At 71.1% G+C, this 20,765-nt stretch carries 15 protein-coding genes; 14 read left to right on the top strand and 1 reads right to left on the bottom strand.

From position 1 onward, the window contains the following. The first annotated feature begins 7 nt into the window (after positions 1–7). From ACQUQD_RS08520 to ACQUQD_RS08465, 12 genes are all read left to right on the top strand, one after another. A complete protein-coding gene (locus tag ACQUQD_RS08520; RefSeq protein WP_428951415.1) occupies positions 8–850 on the top strand; it encodes a nitrilase-related carbon-nitrogen hydrolase in 843 nt (280 codons plus the stop codon). Positions 851–899: 49 nt separating this feature from the next. Continuing rightward, positions 900–2,189, top strand: a complete 1,290-nt coding sequence (locus tag ACQUQD_RS08515; RefSeq protein WP_428957492.1) for an aspartate aminotransferase family protein — start codon at positions 900–902, stop codon at positions 2,187–2,189. A gap of 16 nt (positions 2,190–2,205) precedes the next feature. Further along, positions 2,206–3,762 carry a PucR family transcriptional regulator gene (locus ACQUQD_RS08510; RefSeq protein WP_428951414.1) on the top strand — a complete coding sequence of 519 codons (1,557 nt, stop codon included), beginning with the start codon at positions 2,206–2,208 and terminating at the stop codon, positions 3,760–3,762. A gap of 111 nt (positions 3,763–3,873) precedes the next feature. Further along, complete coding sequence (locus ACQUQD_RS08505) at positions 3,874–4,716, top strand: nitrilase-related carbon-nitrogen hydrolase (RefSeq protein ID WP_428951413.1); 843 nt, start codon at positions 3,874–3,876, stop codon at positions 4,714–4,716. Between the two features lie 34 nt (positions 4,717–4,750). Further along, positions 4,751–6,157 (top strand): dihydropyrimidinase, encoded by a 1,407-nt coding sequence (gene hydA / locus ACQUQD_RS08500; protein WP_428951412.1) that lies wholly within the window; start codon positions 4,751–4,753, stop codon positions 6,155–6,157. Between the two features lie 28 nt (positions 6,158–6,185). Beyond that, positions 6,186–7,205 (top strand): TIGR03842 family LLM class F420-dependent oxidoreductase, encoded by a 1,020-nt coding sequence (locus ACQUQD_RS08495; RefSeq protein ID WP_428951411.1) that lies wholly within the window; start codon positions 6,186–6,188, stop codon positions 7,203–7,205. 115 nt (positions 7,206–7,320) lie between these two features. After that, a complete protein-coding gene (locus ACQUQD_RS08490; RefSeq protein WP_428951410.1) occupies positions 7,321–8,841 on the top strand; it encodes an NCS1 family nucleobase:cation symporter-1 in 1,521 nt (506 codons plus the stop codon). A 146-nt stretch (positions 8,842–8,987) separates the two neighbouring features. Beyond that, a complete protein-coding gene (locus tag ACQUQD_RS08485) occupies positions 8,988–9,560 on the top strand; it encodes a dihydrofolate reductase family protein (protein ID WP_428951409.1) in 573 nt (190 codons plus the stop codon). 134 nt (positions 9,561–9,694) lie between these two features. Next, complete coding sequence (locus ACQUQD_RS08480; protein WP_428951408.1) at positions 9,695–11,503, top strand: RICIN domain-containing protein; 1,809 nt, start codon at positions 9,695–9,697, stop codon at positions 11,501–11,503. A gap of 71 nt (positions 11,504–11,574) precedes the next feature. After that, positions 11,575–13,563, top strand: a complete 1,989-nt coding sequence (locus ACQUQD_RS08475; protein ID WP_428951407.1) for a hypothetical protein — start codon at positions 11,575–11,577, stop codon at positions 13,561–13,563. A 245-nt stretch (positions 13,564–13,808) separates the two neighbouring features. After that, positions 13,809–15,299 carry an NCS1 family nucleobase:cation symporter-1 gene (locus ACQUQD_RS08470; RefSeq protein ID WP_428951406.1) on the top strand — a complete coding sequence of 497 codons (1,491 nt, stop codon included), beginning with the start codon at positions 13,809–13,811 and terminating at the stop codon, positions 15,297–15,299. Positions 15,300–15,391: 92 nt separating this feature from the next. Next, positions 15,392–16,120: an aspartate/glutamate racemase family protein gene (locus ACQUQD_RS08465; RefSeq protein ID WP_428951405.1), complete on the top strand. Its 729-nt coding sequence runs from the start codon at positions 15,392–15,394 to the stop codon at positions 16,118–16,120. 31 nt (positions 16,121–16,151) lie between these two features. Here ACQUQD_RS08465 and ACQUQD_RS08460 read toward each other — a convergent pair whose 3' ends face one another. After that, positions 16,152–18,212 carry an alpha-galactosidase gene (locus tag ACQUQD_RS08460; RefSeq protein WP_428951404.1) on the bottom strand — a complete coding sequence of 687 codons (2,061 nt, stop codon included), beginning with the start codon at positions 18,210–18,212 and terminating at the stop codon, positions 16,152–16,154. Positions 18,213–18,285: 73 nt separating this feature from the next. On the opposite strand from ACQUQD_RS08460, the gene ACQUQD_RS08455 reads away from it, so the two are divergent. After that, the gene (locus ACQUQD_RS08455; RefSeq protein WP_428951403.1) at positions 18,286–19,440 is read left to right on the top strand and encodes an ROK family transcriptional regulator; all 1,155 of its coding nucleotides are present in this window, start codon (positions 18,286–18,288) and stop codon (positions 19,438–19,440) included. A 56-nt stretch (positions 19,441–19,496) separates the two neighbouring features. After that, entirely contained in the window at positions 19,497–20,765 is a 1,269-nt protein-coding gene (locus tag ACQUQD_RS08450; protein ID WP_428951402.1) for an ABC transporter substrate-binding protein, read from the top strand.

Genomic DNA, 20,765 nt, shown 5'->3' with positions numbered 1-20,765 from the left:
GCGGCACATGGCCCCCGTCGTACGCGCCGCACTCGTCCAGGCCACCTGGACGGGCGACACCGAATCGATGATCGCCAAGCACGAGGAGCACGCCCGCGAGGCGGCCCGGCAGGGCGCGCAGGTCATCGGCTTCCAGGAAGTCTTCAACGCCCCCTACTTCTGCCAGGTCCAGGAGCCCGAGCACTACCGCTGGGCCGAGCCCGTCCCGGACGGCCCGACCGTGACGCGGATGCGCGCACTCGCCCGCGAGACCGGCATGGTGATCGTGGTCCCCGTCTTCGAGGTCGAGCAGTCCGGCTTCTACTTCAACACCGCGGCCGTGATCGACGCCGACGGCTCGTACCTCGGCAAGTACCGCAAGCACCACATCCCGCAGGTGAAGGGCTTCTGGGAGAAGTACTACTTCAAGCCGGGGAACCTGGGCTGGCCGGTCTTCGACACGGCCGTCGGGCGGATCGGCGTCTACATCTGCTACGACCGCCACTTCCCGGAGGGCTGGCGCCAGTTGGGACTGAACGGGGCGCAGCTCGTCTACAACCCGTCCGCGACCAGCCGCGGCCTGTCGGCCTACCTGTGGCAGCTGGAACAGCCCGCGGCCGCCGTCGCCAACGAGTACTTCGTCGCCGCCATCAACCGCGTCGGCGTCGAGAGTTACGGCGACAACGACTTCTACGGGACGTCGTACTTCGCGGACCCCCGCGGACAGCTGGTCGGCGAGGCCGCGAGCGACAAGGCCGAGGAACTCCTCGTCCGCGACCTGGACTTCGGCCTCATCGACGAGGTACGGCAGCAGTGGGCGTTCTACCGCGACCGCCGCCCCGACGCGTACGAGGGACTCGTCCAGCCGTGACGTGACCCGCCCGAGCCGAGCCGACCGACGAAGGGACACCGCCGCCGTGATGACACCCGATCTGCGTGCCCGCCACCGTGCCGCGCTGCCGGACTGGCTGGCGCTGTACTACGCCGACCCCATCGAACTCACCCACGGCGAGGGCCGCCACGTCTGGGACGCCGACGGGAACAAGTACCTCGACTTCTTCGGCGGCATCCTCACCACGATGACCGCCCACGCGCTGCCCGAGGTGACCAAGGCGGTGAGCGAACAGGCGGGCCGCATCATCCACTCCTCGACGCTCTACCTGAACCGCCCGATGATCGACCTCGCCGAGCGCATCGCGACGCTGTCCGGCATCCCGGACGCCCGGGTCTTCTTCACCACGTCCGGCACCGAGGCCAACGACGCGGCCCTGCTGCTCGCCACCTCGTACCGCCGCTCGAACCAGATCCTGGCCATGCGCAACAGCTACCACGGCCGCTCGTTCGCCACGGTCGGCATCACCGGCAACCGCGGCTGGTCGCCGACGAGCCTGTCCCCGCTGCAGACCCTGTACGTGCACGGGGGCGTCCGGAGCCGGGGCCCGTACGCGCACCTGTCCGACGCCGACTTCGCCGACGCCTGCGTCACGGACCTGCGGGACATGCTCGGTCAGACCCGTGGTGACGTGGCCGCCCTCATCGCCGAACCGGTTCAGGGCGTCGGCGGGTTCACCTCCCCGCCGGACGGCCTGTACGCACGCTTCCGCGACGTCCTCCAGGAGCACGGCATCCTGTGGATCGCGGACGAGGTGCAGACCGGCTGGGGCCGCACCGGCGACCACTTCTGGGGCTGGCAGGCCCACGGACAGTCGGGACCGCCGGACATCCTGACCTTCGCCAAGGGCATCGGCAACGGCATGTCGATCGGCGGCGTCGTCGCCCGCGCCGAGGTCATGAACTGCCTCGACGCGAACTCGATCTCCACCTTCGGCGGCTCTCCCGTCACCATGGCCGCAGGTCTCGCCAACCTCTCCTACCTGCTGGAGCACGACCTCCAGGGCAACGCCCGGCGCGTCGGCGGCCTGCTCATCGAGCGGCTGCGGGCGATCGCCGCGGGCCTGCCCGGGGTCCGGGAGGTCCGCGGCCGCGGCCTGATGATCGGCGTCGAACTGGTCCGGCCCGGCACCGACGAGGCGGCCCCGGACGCCGCCGCGGCGGTCCTGGAGACCTGCCGCGAGAACGGCCTCCTCATCGGCAAGGGAGGCGGCCACGACACGAGCGTGCTGCGCATCGCCCCTCCGCTGTCACTGACGGTGGCGGAGGCGGAGGAGGGCGCCGCCGTCCTGGAGCGGGCGCTGCGGACGGCGTCCTGACGGAGGAGGCGGCCACATGCCGACAGCGACCGGTGCCGAACACGCCCTGTCCGTACGCCAGATACTCGCCCTGGAACGCATCGCCGCCGGTGAACCGGAGGTCGTCGCCGCGGCGGACCACCTCGACCGCCCCGTCCGGTGGGTCCATGTCGCGGAGGCGGCGGACGTGGGCGTCATGCTCAGCGGCGGGGAGATGATCCTCACCACCGGTGTGCTGCTCGCGGGCGACGTCCGCAGCCAGACCGAGTACATCAAGTCCCTGCACCGCGCGGAGGCCGCGGCCCTGGTCCTCGGCCTCGGCCGCGCCTTCCCGGCCCCGCCGCGGGACATGCGGCGCGCCGCGGAGCGCTACGGGCTGCCGATGGTCGTGCTGCACCGGCCGTTCCCCTTCGCCGAGCTGACCGAGGAGGTCCAGTCCCGGCTCGTCCGGCGGAAGTTCGCCGCGGTCAGCCTCTCCGAGGGCATCCGCACCGCGCTCACCGGACTCATCACCGCCGGCGCCCCGCTGCAGAACCTGCTCGACGAGGTCGCCGCGCACAGCGGCTGCCCCGTCGTCGTCACGAACCTCGCGCACCGCGTCCTCGTCACGGCGGGGGAGCGGCCCGCCGTCGACGACGTGCTCCGCGACTGGGACCGCATCGCCCGCCAGCCCGGGGAGGTCGACGGCGAGGGCTGGGTCCGGGCCGACCTCGGCGGGCGGGGCGAGCGCTGGGGCTCCGTCGTCCTGTGCGGGTACCGCGGTGACGGCGCGTCCGGGCGCCTCCTCGCCGACCGCGCCGCCGAGGCCCTCGTCCTGCACCGGATGCTGTCCGGCTCGGCCACCAGCTGGGAGGGACAGTCCGCGCAGTGTCTGCTCGCCGACCTGATGTCCGGCGTCGTGCCTGCGCGACAGCTGCTGCCCCGGGCCCGCGCCGCCGGCCTCCCGGTGAACCGCCGCACCTTCGTCCCGCTCGTCGTCCGCGACGGCGACCCCGCCCGACTCGACCGCGTACTGCGCCTGCTGGGGCTCCCGGGCCTCGTCGCCGAGCTCGCCGAGAACGCCACCGCCGTGCTGCTCAGCCTCGCCCGCGACCAGGCCGCCGAACCGCTCGCCGAGCACTTCGCGTCCCGCCTGCGCGGCGAGACGGGCACCCCGGCTGTCGTCGCGGCCGGGCCCGCCTGCACCGGGTGGGAGGACGTGCCCGAGGGGCTGCGCGAGGCGCTGCACGTCGCCGAGGCCGTCGCCGGGGCGCCGCCCGGTCTGCCCGCCGTGGTCCGCCTCGGCGACGTACGGCTGCGCGGACTGATGCGGCTGCTCCGCGACGACCCGCGCGTGCAGTCCTTCGCGCGGCGGGAGCTGGACGCACTGCTGTACGCCGAGGACGCCGACGGGCTGCTCCCCGTCCTGCGCACCTACCTCGCCACGGGCCGCAACAAGTCCCGTACCGCCCACCTCCACCACATGAGCCGGCCCGCCCTCTACCGCCGTCTGGAGACCATCGAGACGCTGCTCGGCGTGGCGCTCGACGACTTCGAGCAGGCCGCGTCCCTGCACATCGCGCTGCTCGCGCACGACGCCCAGCGCGGGACGTGACACCGTGGAACGGCGACCGGCACGGGACGTGACACGGTGCAACTCGGCCACCGCGGCCGGGATTCCTATCGTCGTGGGCACACCGCGCACCCCCCTCAGCCGGAGGTCCCGATGAGCCCCGTGATCCGCGCCGCGATCTTCCAGACCGCATGGACCGGCGACAAGGAATCCATGATCAAGGTGCACGAACAGGCCGTTCGTGACGCCGCCGCGCAGGGCGCCCAAGTCCTCTGCTTCCAGGAGCTGTTCTACGGCCCATACTTCTGCCAGGTCCAGGACCCCGCGTTCTACGAGTACGCCGAGGCGATCCCCGACGGCCCGATCGTGCGCCGCTTCCAGGACCTCGCCCGCGAGCACGGCATCGTCCTCGTGCTTCCCATGTACGAGGAGGAGCAGCCCGGCGTCCTCTACAACACGGCCGCCGTGATCGACGCCGACGGCAGCTACCTCGGCAAGTACCGCAAGACGCACATCCCCCAGGTCCAGGGATTCTGGGAGAAGTTCTACTTCCGTCCCGGCAACTCGGGCTGGCCCGTCTTCGACACGGCCGTCGGGAAGATCGGCGTGTACATCTGCTACGACCGGCACTTCCCCGAGGGCTGGCGGGCGCTCGGTCTCGAAGGCGCGCAGATCGTCTTCAACCCGTCCGCGACCAGCCGCGGCCTGTCCCGCTACCTGTGGCAGCTGGAGCAGCCGGCCGCCGCCGTCGCCAACGAGTACTTCGTCGGCGCCATCAACCGCGTCGGCGTCGAGAGCTACGGCGACAACGACTTCTACGGCACGTCCTACTTCGTCGACCCCGAGGGGCAGTTCGTGGGCGAGGTCGCCGACGACAAGGCCCCCGAACTCGTCGTGCGCGACCTCGACCTCGCCAAGCTGCGCGAGGTCCGCGACCGCTGGCAGTTCTACCGCGACCGCGCCCCGCAGGCGTACGAGCCGCTGACCCGCCCGTAAGACCGGAAGCACCCGTACGTACCTGGAGGAGAGCATGAGCGCCGTCCGTACCGTCATCCGCGGCGGTCTCGTCGTCACCGCCGCCGACGAGATGCACGCCGACGTCCTCGTCGAGGACGGCCGCGTCGTGGCCCTCGCGGCCAGCGGCAGCGACACCGCCGCGTCCTGGACGGACGCGCGCACCATCGACGCGAGCCAGAAGTACGTCATCCCGGGCGGCGTCGACGCGCACACCCACATGGAGATGCCGTTCGGCGGCACGTTCGCCGCCGACACCTTCGAGACCGGGACCCGCGCCGCGGCCTGGGGCGGCACCACGACGATCGTCGACTTCGCCATCCAGACCGTCGGCCGCTCCCTGCGCGAGGGCCTCGACGCCTGGCACGCCAAGGCCGACGGGCAGTGCGCGATCGACTACGGCTTCCACATGATCGTCTCCGACGTGCACGACGAGACGCTCAAGGAGATGGACCTGCTGGTGGGGGAGGGCGTGACCTCCTTCAAGCAGTTCATGGCCTACCCGGGCGTCTTCTACTCCGACGACGGGCAGATCCTGCGCGCCATGCAGCGGGCCGGCGAGAACGGCGGCCTGATCATGATGCACGCCGAGAACGGCATCGCGATCGACGTCCTGGTCGAGCAGGCGCTGGCCCGGGGCGAGACCGACCCGCGTTACCACGGCGAGGTCAGGAAGGCGCTGCTCGAATCGGAGGCGACGCACCGCGCGATCAAGCTGGCGCAGGTCGCCGGGGCGCCGCTGTACGTCGTGCACGTCTCCGCGCAGGAGGCGGTCGCCGAGCTGGCGCGGGCCCGCGACGAGGGCCTGCCGGTGTTCGGTGAGACCTGCCCGCAGTACCTGTTCCTGTCGACGGACAACCTCGCCGAGCCCGACTTCGAGGGCGCCAAGTACGTGTGCTCGACGCCCCTGCGGCCGAAGGACCACCAGGCGGCGCTCTGGCGCGGGCTGCGCACCAACGACCTGCAGGTGGTCTCCACGGACCACTGCCCGTTCTGCTTCACCGGCCAGAAGGAGCTGGGCCGCGGCGACTTCTCGAAGATCCCGAACGGCATGCCGGGCGTGGAGAACCGGATGGACCTCCTGCACCAGGCCGTCGTCGACGGGCACATCACCCGGCGCCGCTGGATCGAGATCGCCTGCGCCACGCCGGCCCGGATGTTCGGCCTCTACCCGAAGAAGGGCACCATCGCGCCCGGCGCGGACGCCGACATCGTCATCTACGACCCGCAGGCCGAGCAGACCATCAGCGCTGAGACCCACCACATGAACGTCGACTACTCGGCGTACGAGGGCAAGCGGCTGACCGGCCGCGTGGAGACGGTCCTGTCGCGCGGCGAACTCGTCATCGCCGAGCGGGAGTTCACCGGACGCGCCGGGCACGGCGCGTACACCCCGCGCGGCACGTGTCAGTACCTGAACTGAGCGACGTACAGAACTGAGGGGCCACACCATGGATTTCGGACTCGTCCTGCAGACCGACCCGCCGGCGTCACGGGTCGTGGAGCTGATGAAGCGCGCGGAGGGCAGCGGTTTCACGTACGGGTGGACGTTCGACTCGTGCGTGCTGTGGCAGGAGCCGTTCGTCATCTACAGCCGCATCCTCGCGGAGACGGACACCCTGACGGTCGGCCCGATGGTGACCAACCCCGGGACACGGACCTGGGAGGTCACGGCCTCCACCTTCGCGACGCTGAACGACATGTACGGCAACCGCACCGTGTGCGGGATCGGCCGCGGCGACTCCGCCATGCGTGTGGCGGGCCGCAAGCCCAACACGCTGGCCCGGATCAGCGAGGCCATGAAGGTCATCCGGGCGCTGGGCCGCGGCGACGAGGCCGACCTCGGCGGAACCGTCATCAGGTTCCCCTGGGTGCGCGACGGGGCCGAACTCCCCGTCTGGATGGCCGCGTACGGGCCCAAGGCGCTGAAGATGACCGGCGAGGAGGCCGACGGGTTCATCCTCCAGCTGGCGGATCCGTTCCTCACCGAATGGATGGTGAAGGCGGTACGGGACGCCGCCGTCGCCGCGGGCCGTGACCCGTCGGACGTCAGGATCTGCGTGGCCGCGCCCGCGTACGTCACCGAGGACGACTCGCCCGAGGCGCTCGCCCACGCGCGCGAGCAGTGCCGCTGGTTCGGCGGCATGGTCGGCAACCACGTCGCCGACCTGGTGGCCAAGTACGGCGCGCACTCCGGCATGGTCCCCGACGAGCTGACGGAGTACATCAAGGCCCGCGAGGGCTACGACTACGCGCACCACGGCCGCTCCGGGAACCCCGACACGGCCTTCGTCCCGGACGAGATCGTCGACCGGTTCTGTCTGATCGGCCCGGCCGCCGCCCACGTCGAAAAGCTGCGCAGGCTGCGGGCGCTCGGCGTGGACCAGTTCGCGGTGTACGCGATGCACGACGCGAAGGAGGAGGTCATCGACGCGTACGGCCGCGACGTCATGCCCGCCCTGAACGCATGACCGGTGACTTAGCAACACACGTACCAGGCACGGCAGTTCACGGCACCCGCACGGTCGCCCAGTTCCCCCGTCCCCCGTAGGCCGGCCCGGCCGGTCTCTCACGAACGGACTGCCCATGACCGACACCGCACCACCACCGGCCCCCGCCCTCGACCTCGGCGCCGACGCCTACCCGGCCGGCAGCCGCTACGCGAACGACGACCTGCGGCCCGTCCCGCTCGCCGAACGCCGCTGGACCACCTACAACTTCGTGGCGCTGTGGATCGGGATGGCCCACTGCATCCCGTCCTGGACGCTGGCCTCGGGCCTGGTCGCGCTCGGCATGGACTGGAAGCAGGCGGTGCTCACCATCGCCCTGGCCAATGTGATCGTGCTGCTGCCGATGCTGCTCACCGGCCACGCCGGACCCAAGTACGGCATACCCTTCCCGGTCCTGGCCCGGGCCTCGTTCGGGATACGCGGGGCGAACCTGCCCGCGATGGTGCGCGCGGCCGTGGCCTGCTGCTGGTTCGGCATCCAGACCTGGATCGGCGGCCAGGGCATCTTCGTGCTCCTGGGCAAGATCTTCGGCGGCTGGGCCGACGCCGGGAAGGTCGGCGGCTACCCGTGGACGCTGTGGCTGTGCTTCGTCGTCTTCTGGGTGCTCGAACTGGCCATCATCTACCGGGGGATGGACACCCTGCGCCGCTTCGAGAACTGGGCGGCGCCGTTCGTGCTCGTCGGCGCGGTGGTGCTGCTGGTCTGGATCGCGAACAAGGCGGGCGGCTTCGGACCGCTGCTGCACGAGCCGTCGAAGGTCGGGTGGGGTCCGGACTTCTGGAAGGTCTTCTTCCCGGGCCTGATGGGCATGATCGGCTTCTGGTCCACCCTGTCGCTGAACATCCCGGACTTCACCCGCTTCGGCAAGGGCCAGCGGGCGCAGGTCTGGGGCCAGACGCTCGGCCTGCCGACCACCATGACGCTCTTCGCCCTCATGTCGGTGCTGGTGACGGCCGGTTCGGAGAAGGTGTACGGGGCGGCGATCTGGGACCCGGTGGAGCTCGCGAGCAAGACGGACAACGTCTTCGGCCTGCTCTTCGCGCTCCTCACCGTCTTCGTGGCGACGATCTCGGTGAACATCGCGGCGAACGTCGTGTCCCCGGCCTACGACCTGGCCAATCTCGCGCCGAAGGTCATCACGTTCCGCACGGGCGCGATCATCACGGGCATCGTGGGTGTCCTGGTGATGCCGTGGAAGCTGACGTCCACGCCGGAGCTGTACATCTTCACGTGGCTGGGCGTCGTCGGGGGACTGCTCGGCACGGTGGCGGGCATCCTCATCGCCGACTACTGGATCATCCGGCGGACCGTGCTGCACCTGGCGGATCTCTACGTGGCCGAGGGCCGGTACTGGTACGCGGGCGGCTGGAACTGGCGGGCCGTCGTCGCCTTCGCGGTCGGCGGCGTGCTGGCGGTGGGCGGTTCGTACTCGACGCTGGACGCGGAGGGGAACAAGGCAGGGCCGTTCCCGCTCGACGGGATCATCCCCTTCCTCAAACCGCTGGCCGACTACGGGTGGGCCGTCGGGCTCGGTACCTCGCTCCTGGTGTACGTCCTCCTGATGGGCACACGTCCCCGCGACGCCCGAGGAGTCTGAACGCCACCTGTTCGAGTGGCCGCGCCGCGCGCCGATGAGTTTCCGCGTTCCGCCGGGTCTCTTCTGTCGGTTCAGTAGGTTCGGCGGGCCGGTCGGTGACCGTCGCCGACGCGCGGTTGTCACTCGTTGCCAGGAGGAAATCCGACATGCGTACGTTGATCAGCACTGCCTTCGTCTCGCTCGACGGCGTCGTCGAGGCCCCGGGCGGCGAGCCGGGTTACCGCAACGCGGGGTGGACGTTCAAGGACATCGAGTTCGTCCCCGAGGCCTTCGAGATCAAGGGCCGGGAGCAGAAGGAAGCCGCGGCCATGCTGCTGGGCCGCGTCAGTTACGAGGCCTTCAGCCCGGTCTGGCCCGCGATGGAGGAGTTCGCCGACTACAAGGCGATGCCGAAGTACGTCGTGTCGAGCACGCTCACCGAGGACGCGCTGGTGGACGGCTGGGGCCCCACCACCGTCCTGCGCTCGCTCGACGAGGTCGCCGCGCTCAAGGAGACCGAGGGCGGCCCGATCATCGTCCACGGCAGCGCCACCCTCAACCGGAACCTTTCGGAGGCGGGCCTCATCGACCGCTACCACCTGCTGGTGTTCCCGCTGCTGCTCGGTGCGGGCAAGCGGCTGTTCAGCGACGCCGACAAGGACACGCAGCAGCTGAAGCTCGTCGAGCACGAGGCGTACGCCAACGGTCTGCAGAAGAACGTGTTCGACGTCGTGCGCTGAAGTGGCCTACGCCGGCCCCTGGTTCGAGCGAAGGGATGTGAGGCGGCTCAGAGGTGAGTGGGACGGGTACCTTGACAGCTCCCCGTATTAGTTCGGATTGTAGTCGAACTAATTCATGCGGGAGAGGAGCACTTGTGTCAGCCCGTTCCAGAGCAAGGACCGTCACCGCCCTCGCGGCGGTGGCCGTCGTGCTGGCCGGCGCGGCGGCGTCCGGTCCGGCCACCGCGGACACCCCCACCTACACGGTGACCATCGGGCAGAAGGGCCCGTGGACCCACCCCGACGACAGTCCCGCGGCGACGTTCATCGACAAGGACGGCTCGTTCCACTATCAGTCGGCCCATGCCCTGTACGGGGCGGACGACCCGCGGGAGTGGACGTTCTACAGCGGCAAGGATTTTGATGCGGCTGCTCGTGACGGCGAGTTGAGCGATGCTGTGAATCCGGCGAATGCGGACGACCGTAACGACGACACCACGTGGCGCTGCAACAACAGTCCCACGGGCCGGGAGTCCACGTACGCCCCGGACACGTCGCACTATGCGCAGAAGAACTACTGCGACCTGATGGGTGTGTGGGTCGACCCGGACAGTGGTGACTGGTACGGGCTCGTGCACAACGAGTTCACCCCGAGCCCGTACGGCGACGGCCTGCATTACGACGCGATCGACTACGCCGTCTCGAAGGACCGGGGCAGGACGTGGGACATCAAGGACCACGTGCTCACCTCGCCCTACAGCACGAAGAGGGGTGACAGTGCGGCGTTCCCGCACGAGACGTACTACTACGGCGACGGTGATCCGCGTCTGTTCGTGGACACGGCCTCCGGCTACTTCTACGTCTTCTACAACTCGCGGGTGATCCCGAAGGGCGGTGTGCCCGGCGGCTGGACCGACGGCAGCCGGGCGCATGTCGCCCGCGCGCCGATGTCCGGGAAGATGGCGCCGGGTTCGTGGAGGAAGTGGTACGACGGGGCCTGGTCGCAGCCCGGACGTGGCGGCCTGGAGAGCAACATGGAGCCCGTCGACGCCTCCCACCCCACCGGGTACACGGCCGTCGCGCACGACTACGACCCGGCCAACGAGGGGTCCGTCAAGGAACAGCAGGACGCCGGTGAACTGCCCGCGAAGTCGGACCTGCTGACCATGAACGTCGCCTACGACGCCCACCTGGGCCTGTACATCGGGCAGCCCGAGGCCATCACCCAGGACAGCAACGAGCCCCAGCGGATCTACGCCACCGACGACCTCGCCACCCAGAAGTGGCGGCTGCTCGGCGACACCGGCGCCTACAAGACCGGCTCCTGGTACCGCTGGTTCCTCGACCCGGTGAACCGGACCGGATCGACCATCGTCGGCAAGACGTTCCGCAGCTACTGCTCCTTCCAGTGCTCGGGCGGCGCCGACGGCGAGTACTACGGCACCACCATCGACACCGATGCCCCCGCCGCTCCGGTCGCGACCGGCACCCGGTACACGATCGGCAACGGTGACGGCCGGGTTCTCGCGCTGAACGGACGCACCGTCACATCGGTTGCCTCTGCCGGTGGTTCCGGCCGCGGCCGCTGGGTCTTCACCGCGAACGGCGACGGCTCGTACCGCATCGCCGACACCTCGACCGGAAAGCTGCTCGGTGTCGACTCGACCCGGAACGCGGGCCGCGCCTGGGGCGCCGGACTGACCGTCGCCGCGGCGTCGGGCGGCGGACCCGCGGTCGGCCGGCAGTGGTTCGTCGTCCCGAACCGTGACACCGACGGCCACGCCACCGGCACGTTCCGCCTCGTCAACCGGTACAGCGGCCTGGTCCTCGGGATGTCGGGCACGAAGGGACGGCTCGCCGAGACCACGCCCACCCGCGCCTGGACCGACACCACCGGCAGCCGGGTCGGCGGAGCGCGCACCGCCGCCCAGCAGACGCTGACCCTCACGCCCGCCGGGCGATAGAGACACCCACCGCGGCGGGGCGTCGTCCGTGGACGGCGCCCCGCCTGCCATCCCCCCCAAGGAGATCCCGCGTGCCCGCCCGGTACCACCTGCGGTTCCAGATCCGCCCCGGTTTCGCCGCCCGTCAACAGGCCCTGGAGCTAGCCGAGTTCTGCCGGGAGACCGGCGTCGACGAGGTCGTCCTGCTGCTCGCCGCCGAGGAGTTCCACGACGGACATCCGGCAGGCGTCGTCGAGGACCTGCTCTACGACACCGCGGCCGAGACCACCGCCGTCCTGAAGGGCGCGGGCCTCGACGTCAGCCTCAACCCGTGGGTGACCACCGGGCACGCCGACCGCGGGCGGCGCGACCGGCACGGCTTCGCGCCGATGGTCGGCCCCGACGGCACCATCGCCGCCGGACAGGCCTCCTTCGCCTGCCCGCTCTGGCGGTCCTGGATCACCGCCCACTACGCGCGGTTCGCGGGACTCGGCTTCCGTGTGCTGTGGCTCGAGGACGACTTCCGCTACCACAACCACGCGCCGCTCACCTGGGGCGGCGGTTTCGAACCGCTGATGCTGGAGCGCCTCTCCCGTCTGGTCGGCGCCCCCGTCACCCGCGACGAGGCCGTGGCCGCCGTCACCGCACCGGGACCCCCGCATCCCTGGCGCCGGCACCTTCAACAGGTCTGGCACACCGCGCAGTCCGAGGTCGCGGCCCTCGTCGCCGAGGCCGTCGACAAGCACTCCGGCGGCCGCTCCCGGCTGGGCCTGATGAGCTCGGTGCCCGGTGCCCACAGCGTGGAGGGCCGGGACTGGACGGAGCTGTTCGACGCGCTCGCCGTGGCCGGCGAGGCCGTGCAGCGCCCGCACTTCGCCGGGTACGAGGACGGGCCGGGACGCCAACTGAGCCGCTCCTTCTGGCTGTTGGAGCAGCAGCGCGTCCTGCGCCCGCCGCACGTGCGCAGTGAGCCCGAGATCGAGAACTGGCCGCACACCGCCTGGTCCAAGTCCGACACGCAGACCTGGTCCGAGCTCGTCACGGCCCAACTCTCCGGCGCCGAAGCGCTGTTGCTCAACCTGCACCCCACGTACTCCGGCCACGCCGGACGGCACCCGCGCATCGCCGGTCTGCTGCGCCGCTCCCGTCCGGCGCTCGACCTGGTGGCCGACCGCGCCGCCGGGGAACTCGGCACCGCCGGCGTGGGCCTGCCCGTCCTCCCGCAGGCGGCGGCCCATGTCCGTACGCGGCGCACCGGACACCTGGCGGACCTGGCGGTCGACACCGCCCCGGCCGCCGACTTCCTGCTGCGCTACGGCGTGCCCGTCACCGCCGAGGACGCCCCGGTCCGCGCCCTGTTCGGGCAGAGCGCCTGGGCCGTGGACGACACCGAACTGCACCGCATGCTCGCGGGCGGCCTCCTGCTGGACGGCACCGCCGCCCACATCCTCGGCGAGCGCGGCTTCGCCGCGCTGACCGGCGTCGGCGTCAGCTGGATCGTCGGCCGGGAAGGGAGCGCCGCCCCCGGCCCCTACGCGTACGAGCGCGACGGCGACACCGTCCTCAGTGTCAACGTCCAGCCCGCGCTGGCCCGGCTGCGCCCCCGGGCCGACACCGAGGTGTGGACCACCGTGCACACACCCGACGGGCTCCACTGGGGCGCCGGACGCTGCGTCCACACCAACGCGCTGGGCGGACGCGTCGGCGTGCTCGCCGCGACGGCCCCGCACCTGCTGCCGTACGACGACGAGGGGCAGCGCCTGCTGCACACCATGGTCCGGTACCTGGAGGGCCCGGAGCCGAAGCTCCCGCTGGTCAGCGGTGGCCCCCATCTGATCCCGCGGCTCGCCCGCACGGCGCGCGGTCCGCGCCTCGACCTCGTCAACGGCAGTGCCGACCCGGCCCGCCCGCGCATCACCCTGCCCGCGGGCACGGCCGACGCCACGGCGACGCTGCTCGCCCCGCTCGCCGCTCCCCTGGGGGTACCGGTCGTCGCCGAGGGCGGCGCCCTCACCGTCGGGACGGACGTGCCGCACCGGGGCTGGCTGTCCGTGGAGTGGAGGCCGGGCGCGCAGGCGTAGTGCCTTGAAGTGACGTGTTCCATTGACGGATGCCCTCCGGACACCGTATTGGTATACCAAACGTGTCGGAGTGTGGGGCCGCCGCGCGGCGACGTGTGCCAAATGCCCGTTTCCATGGGCGAGTTGCGCAGATTTCGTCCCCACAATCTTCGCGAATGGCTATTGACCGCCCATTCGGTGCGTCCGTACCGTCACTCCGCGAAGAGGAAGAAAGCTTCCTCATTGTGGAAACTTAGGAGCGCGTCATGGTCGCCGTGCACGAACAGACCTCCACAGCCGCGGCCGGGGTGCCGGACGGGACCAGTCCCGGCCTCTACAGTCCGGACCTCGCCCCGACCCGCCGTGAAGGACGCCGCTGGGGCGCGTACAACGTGTTCACGCTGTGGGGCAACGACGTGCACAGCCTGGGCAACTACGCCTTCGCCATGGGCCTGTTCGCGCTCGGGATGAGCGTCTGGCAGATCCTCATCGCCTTCGCCATCGCCTCGGCGCTGCTGTTCGGCCTGCTCACGCTCTCCGGCTACATGGGTCACAAGACCGGTGTCCCGTTCCCGGTGATGAGCCGGATCGCGTTCGGTATCCGCGGCGCACAGATCCCGGCGGCGGTGCGCGGAGCGGTCGCGATCGCCTGGTTCGGCATCCAGACGTACCTGGCGTCGTCCGTGCTGCGCGCGGTCGTCAAGAAGCTCGCCCCGGGCGCCGCCTCGCTTGACCACAACTCCATCCTGGGTCTGTCGACGCTCGGCTGGATCACCTTCCTCGCGCTCTGGGTGATCCAGGTCGTCATCGTCAGCTACGGCATGGAACTGATCCGCAAGTACATGGCGTTCGCCGCGCCGGCCATCCTGATCACGATGTGCGCGCTGGCCGTCTGGATCCTGACGAAGACGGACCTGTCGGTCGCCGTCTCCACCGGCAACGCGCCCACCGGCCTCGACGCCTGGCGGCAGATCTTCGAGAGCGCCGCCCTGTGGGTCGTCATCTACGGCACGTTCGTCCTGAACTTTTGCGACTTCACCCGCTCCGCCAAGAGCCGCCGCGCCATCGTCGTCGGCAACCTCGTGGGCATCCCGCTCAACATGCTCTTCTTCGCGGGCATCGTCGTGGTGCTGTCCGGCGGCCAGTTCAAGCTGAACGGGCACGTCGTCGCCGGACCCGAGGACATCGTGGCCACCATCCCCAGCACCCCACTGATGGTGCTCGCCTCGCTCGCCTTCCTCACCCTGACCATCGCCGTGAACCTGCTGGCGAACTTCGTCGCCCCCATCTACGCCCTGGTCAACCTCTTCCCGCGCAAGCTCGACTTCCGCCGCGCGGGCCTGGTCAGCGCCGTCATCGGCCTGATCATCCTGCCGTGGAACCTCTACAACAGCCCCACCGTCGTCAACTACTTCCTCGGCGGACTCGGCGCCCTGCTCGGCCCGGCCTTCGGTGTCGTGATGGCCGACTACTGGCTGGTGCGCAGGACCCGCGTCAACGTCCCCGCCCTCTACACCGACGCTGCCGACGCCGACTACCACTACCGGTCCGGCTTCCACCTGCGGGCCGTCGGCGCCTTCGGCCCGGCCGCCGCCGTGGCCGTCGTCGTCGCGCTCGTGCCCGCCTTCAAGTCGATCTCCGGCTTCTCCTGGTTCATCGGCGCGGGCCTCGCCGCCGTGCTCTACGCCGTCCTCGCCGACCGCAGCCGGACGCCCCACGACGTGGACGGCGAGGCGATCGCGGTCGACGCCGCCTGAGGGGCCGGCTCCCAACCACCGCCACACCGCACCACCCCTGGCCGCGCCCGTAGTCGACGGGCGCGGCTCCGCACAGAAAGCACCGTCACGCCATGCGCATACTCGTCTGCAACGTCAACACCACCGGGACGATGACCGACGCCATCGGCGCACAGGCCCGGGCCGTCGCCGCGCCCGGCACCGAGATCGTGGCGCTCACCCCCGCGTTCGGCGCCGAGTCCGTCGAGGGCAACTACGAGAGCTATCTCGCCGCGATCGCCGTCATGGAGACGGTGCGCGCCTACCCGGAGCCGTTCGACGCCGTGATCCAGGCCGGATACGGCGAGCACGGGCGCGAGGGACTCCAGGAGATCCTCGACGTACCGGTCGTCGACATCACCGAGGCCGCCGCCTCCACCGCCCAGTACCTCGGCCACCGCTACTCCGTCGTCACCACCCTCGACCGGGCCGTGCCGCTCATCGAGGACCGCCTCAAGCTCGCCGGACTCACCGACCGCTGCGCCTCCGTGCGCGCCAGCGGCATGGCCGTCCTCGACCTCGAACGCGACCCGGACGCCGCCGTCGAGGCCATCGTCGAAGAGGCCGCACGCGCCGTCGAGGACGACCGGGCCGAGGTGATCTGCCTCGGCTGCGGCGGCATGGCCGGACTCGCCGAGCGGGTCGAGGAACGCACCGGCGTCCCGGTCGTCGACGGCGTCGCCGCGGCCGTCACCGTCGCGGAGTCGCTGGTCCGGCTCGGGCTCACGACGTCCAAGGTGCGGACGTACGCTCCGCCGCGGACCAAGAAGATCCGGAACTGGCCTCCCCGCACCGGGAGTTGAGGCTCGTCCCGGACGCCGAGCGGGTCGCGGGTCATCCACGGGTGAGCCGCACCACCGCACTCGGCCGGTCTCCCACGGGCAGCCGCAGCGGAAGACCGTGCGTCAGCAGCGTCGCCCCGGCGTGCTCGGTGCCGGTCGCGTCGTCGACGTAGACCCCGGAGGGGGAGAGGCCGGCCAGGCGCAGGGTGCGGTCCCGGCCCCAGGCGATGACCACGACCCGGTCGCCCGCCCGGTACTGCACGGCGTCCGTGAGCCGGTACTGCTCGCCGAACTGCACGACCGGCCGGATCTCCTTGTACAGGTCCACCAGGTCGCGGGCCTCGGCCAGTTCGGGTTCCGTCCAGCGGGAGAGGTCACCGCCGATGCCGAGGGCGCCGGCCATCGCGACATGGAAGCGGTAGGGGAGCGGCGCGCTGCGTCCGGTGTGCGGGTTGGGGCTGTCCGTGACCCAGGCGGACATGGTGCGGGCCGGGTAGATCTGGCTGTAGCCGTGCTGGATGCCGATGCGGTCGTCGGCGTCGGTGTTGTCGGAGATCCAGGTCTGGTCCGTGCGGGCCAGCATGCCGAGGTCCGCGCGCCCGCCGCCGCCCGCGCAGCCCTCGACGCGCAGGTCGGGGTGGGCGCGGCGCAGCCGGTCGAGCACGGAGTGGACACCGCGGGTGTGGTCGGTCCACACCCGCTCCGCGTCGGGGTGGCCCGGCCAGCCCGCCTCCGTGAACGCCCGGTTCATGTCCCACTTCAGGAAGTCGATCGCATGCGTCGCCACGAGCCGGTCGAGCCACTTGTACGCCCACTCGGTGACCTCGGCGCGGGCGAAGTTGAGGACGAGCTGGTGGCGCAGCTCGGTACGGCGGCGGTGCGGCATGTGCAGCACCCAGTCGGGGTGCGCCCGGTACAGGTCGCTGTCCGGGTTGGTCATCTCCGGCTCCACCCACAGGCCGAAGCGCATCCCGAGCCGGCGCACCTCCGTCACCAGCGGGCCGAGCCCCTGCGGGAACCGCTCGGGGTTCGGGTGCCAGTCGCCGAGCCCGGCCCGGTCACTGGTGCGCCGCCCGAACCAGCCGTCGTCCACCACGAACAGCTCGACGCCCAGCGCGGCGGCGCGCTCGGCCAGGGCCCGCTGGCCCTCCGGTGTGACGTCCCAGCCGGTCGCCTCCCAGCTGTTGTAGACCACGGGGCGGATCTCGTCGGGGCGCGGCAGCACGTGAGCGGCGACGTACCGGTGCCAGCCCCGGCTCGCCGCGCCGAACCCGGCCCGGCTGAACTGCCCCGCGAACACCGGGGTCCCGTGGCTCTCGCCGGGCCGGAGCCGCCAGGTCAGGCCGTCGTGCCCGGCGCCGCCGGTGACCGTGAAGGGCCCGCCGGTGTGGTCGCGGGCCGCGGTGATCCGCCAACTCCCGGACCAGGCAAGGGCCATGCTCCACACCTCGCCGTGGTCCTCGTCGGCGTCGCCCGCGTCGACCATCAGCCAGGGGTTCGCGAAGTGCCCCGAGACACCGCGCCGACTGGTGAACACCGTCTCGGCGTACGGGGCTTCGGTGCGCCGCAGCTGTGTCTCGCCCGTCCACGCGCCGACCGTGTGGCTCAGCCGGACGCCGGACGCCGCCGGGACCGACCAGCTCGCGGCGTCGCAGCGCAGGACCTCGATCGGCTCGGCGTCCTCCCCGGCGTCCAAGTGCCGCAGCGTCAGCGAGCGTTCGACGACGTCACTGTCCGGGTGGACCGCGTAGTGCAGCGTGCAGCCGAGCGGATAGTGCCGGTCGCGCAGGTGCAGGTCGAGCCGGCCGTCCTCGACGGTGTGGCCCTCGTACCGCCACTCGACGCCACGCGCCCCGTCCGCGTACCGCACGAGCAGCGACGGCACCCCGAACCGCGCGCCGCCCTCGACGGCCAGCTCCTCGCCGCTCGTTGACGCGAAGCTGCTGGTCAATCCCGAGTGCGTGGGCAGCGCGGATGCCTGGCCGAGCGTCAGAGAGGCGCCCCAGTGCACATGCCGTGGACTGTCGTCCGCGCCGATGCGCAGCGCGTACGAGGAGGCGGGGGTCGTGAGCAGGAACGTGCGACTGGGCTGGTCGTAGGACACCTGAGACATGAGCCGGAGCCTAGATCCGAACTCCTTGAATTTAAATATTGACGAAGGAAATTATTGCCCCTACGTTTCCCCCATGTTGCTGAACCGAGCGAAGCTGCTCGCGTCTCCGGCGGCCAACACGGTGTTCACGACAGTGCTCACCCGTGGCCCGGTCGTCCGCCCGGAGATCGCCCGGATCACCGGTCTCTCCTCCGCCGCCGTCACCAAGGCGGTCAAGCCGATGATCGAGGCCGGATACCTGGAGGAACGCCCACAGGGACCGCGAACCGTCGAGGGCGCGGGACGTCCCGCACACCCCCTCGCCGTCCGCGCCGACCGGGAGTTCTTCGTCGGCGTCAAGGTCACCGCCGACGAACTCATCGGCGTGGTCACCGACTTGAGGGCACAGGTGCGCGCCGCCCACCGGATGCCGCTGACCGACCGGTCCGTCGAGCGGGTCGTCCGGGACATCGCCGCGCTCGTCGCGGAGCTGACCCCCGCCCACGCCGAGCGGACCCACCACATCGGGGTGTCCGTCTCCGGTGACGTGGACCGGCCGGGCGGCGTCGTGCGCTACTCGCCGTTCCTCGGCTGGCGCGACGTCCCGCTGGCCGAACTGGTCGCCGCCGCGACGGGGTTGGCGGTCACCGTCGAGAACGACGTGAAGGCCCTCACCGTCGCCGAGCAGTGGTTCGGCGACGGCGTGGGCGCCGACTCCTTCGCCCTCGCCACGGTCGGCGTCGGCATCGGCTGTGCGCTCGTCGTCAACGGCCGCCTGGTGGCCGGGGTTTACGGGGTGGCCGGCGAGATCGGCCACATCCCGGTCGCGGCCGGGGACGGCCCCGCCTGCCACTGCGGCGCCCGCGGCTGCGTCGAGGCGATCGCCTCCGAGGAGGCCATCGTCGCCCGGGCCCGCCGGGCGGCCGACGACCCGGACCTCGACATGGCCGGGGCGATCGACCGCGCCCACGGCGGGGACACCGCCGTACGGGCCGTGTTCGAGGAGGCGGGCGAGGCCATCGGGCTCGGCCTCGCCGCCATGGTCAACCTGGTCGGACCCGAGCGGGTCGTCGTCTCCGGCGAGGGCGTGGCCGCGTACGACCTCTTCGAGGAGCAGATCCGCGCCGCCTTCACCACCCAGGCCTTCGGGGCCGCCGCCCGCTGCCCGCTCGTCGTGCGCCCCCTGCCCTGGGAGGAATGGGCGCGCGGCGCCGCCGCCGTCAGCATCCAGTCCCTCTTCGCCGCCTGACCCCCCACGCCACGGCCCGCTTCCCGCACGTCTCCGTTCCCCGGAAGGACCCTGTCATGACTGCCAGTTCCGCCCTGTCCCGCCGGGGATTCCTCGGCACGTCCCTGCTGTTCGTGGCCGGCGCCGCCGTGGCGTGCTCCAGCAACCCGCAGGAGACCGCTTCCGCCAAGGGTGCCAAGGTCACGCTCACGCAGTGGTACCACCAGTACGGGGAGGAGGGCACCCAGGCCGCGGTGAAGCGGTACGCCGAGGAGTTCACAAAGGCCAACCCGGACATCGCGGTCAACGTGGTGTGGGGTGCGGACGTCTCCCAGTACGAGACCAAGCTCAACGCGGCGCTGCTCGGCGCCGACGCCCCCGACCTCTTCGAACTCGGCGACTTCCGTGCCGAGATGGCCCGCAAGGGGCAGCTCGAACCCCTCGACGACGTGTACGGCGCCGCCAAGGACGGCTTCAACAAGGCGGACCTCGACTACCTCACCGTCGACGGCAAGCTCTACGGCATCAAGACCATCGACGACATCATGGTGCTCTACTACCGCAAGTCGATGCTGAAGAAGGCCGGCATCACCCCGCCCACCACCTTCGCCGAACTCGTCGACGCCGCGCGGAAGTTGACGGACGGCGACGTCAAGGGCCTGTTCATCGGCAACGACGGCATCGGCGACAGCCCCTACCTGCTCGCCTGGTCCCAGGGCGTCGGCCTCATCGACGGCGAGAAGGTGGTCTACGCCGACGCCGCCAGGTCCATCGGCGGCCTGCGCGACCTGCACTCCGACAAGTCGGTGCTGCTCGGCTTCACCACCGACTGGTACGACCCCGGGGCGTTCAACCAGGGCGCCGCCGCCATGCAATGGTGCGGCCTGTGGGCGCTGCCCGCCGTCGAGAAGGCGCTCGGCGACGACTTCGGGGTCGTGCCCTGGCCCGCGTACGACTCCTCCGGCAAGGCCGTCGCCCGGCTCGGCGGCTGGACACAGGCGATCCACTCCGGGAGCAAGCACGTCGCCGAGGCCAAGAAGTACCTCGCATGGCTGTGGATCAAGCAGACCGACATCCAGATCGACTGGGCCGTCAAGTACGGCTTCCATGTCCCGCCGCAGACCGAAGTCGCTGCCAGAACCCCCGAGTTGAGCAAGGGGGCCGCCAAGGACGCCGCCAGGATCGCGACCGCGTACGGCATCTCCTTCCCCGCCGAGTGGACCCAGGCCATGCAGGCCGGATTCATCGCCGCGGCCGCCGACATCGCGAAGGGCGCGGGCGCCGAGAAGACCCTCCGGAAAGCCCAGTCCACGGCGCAGTCCGCCCTCGACAAGCAGATGGGCTGA

It is taken from the genome of Streptomyces sp. cg35, assembly GCF_050410835.1.
In the GTDB taxonomy this organism is placed as follows: domain Bacteria; phylum Actinomycetota; class Actinomycetes; order Streptomycetales; family Streptomycetaceae; genus Streptomyces.
The sequence above is the reverse complement of the archived record's forward strand: the minus strand, read 5'-3'. Positions and strand labels throughout refer to the sequence as shown.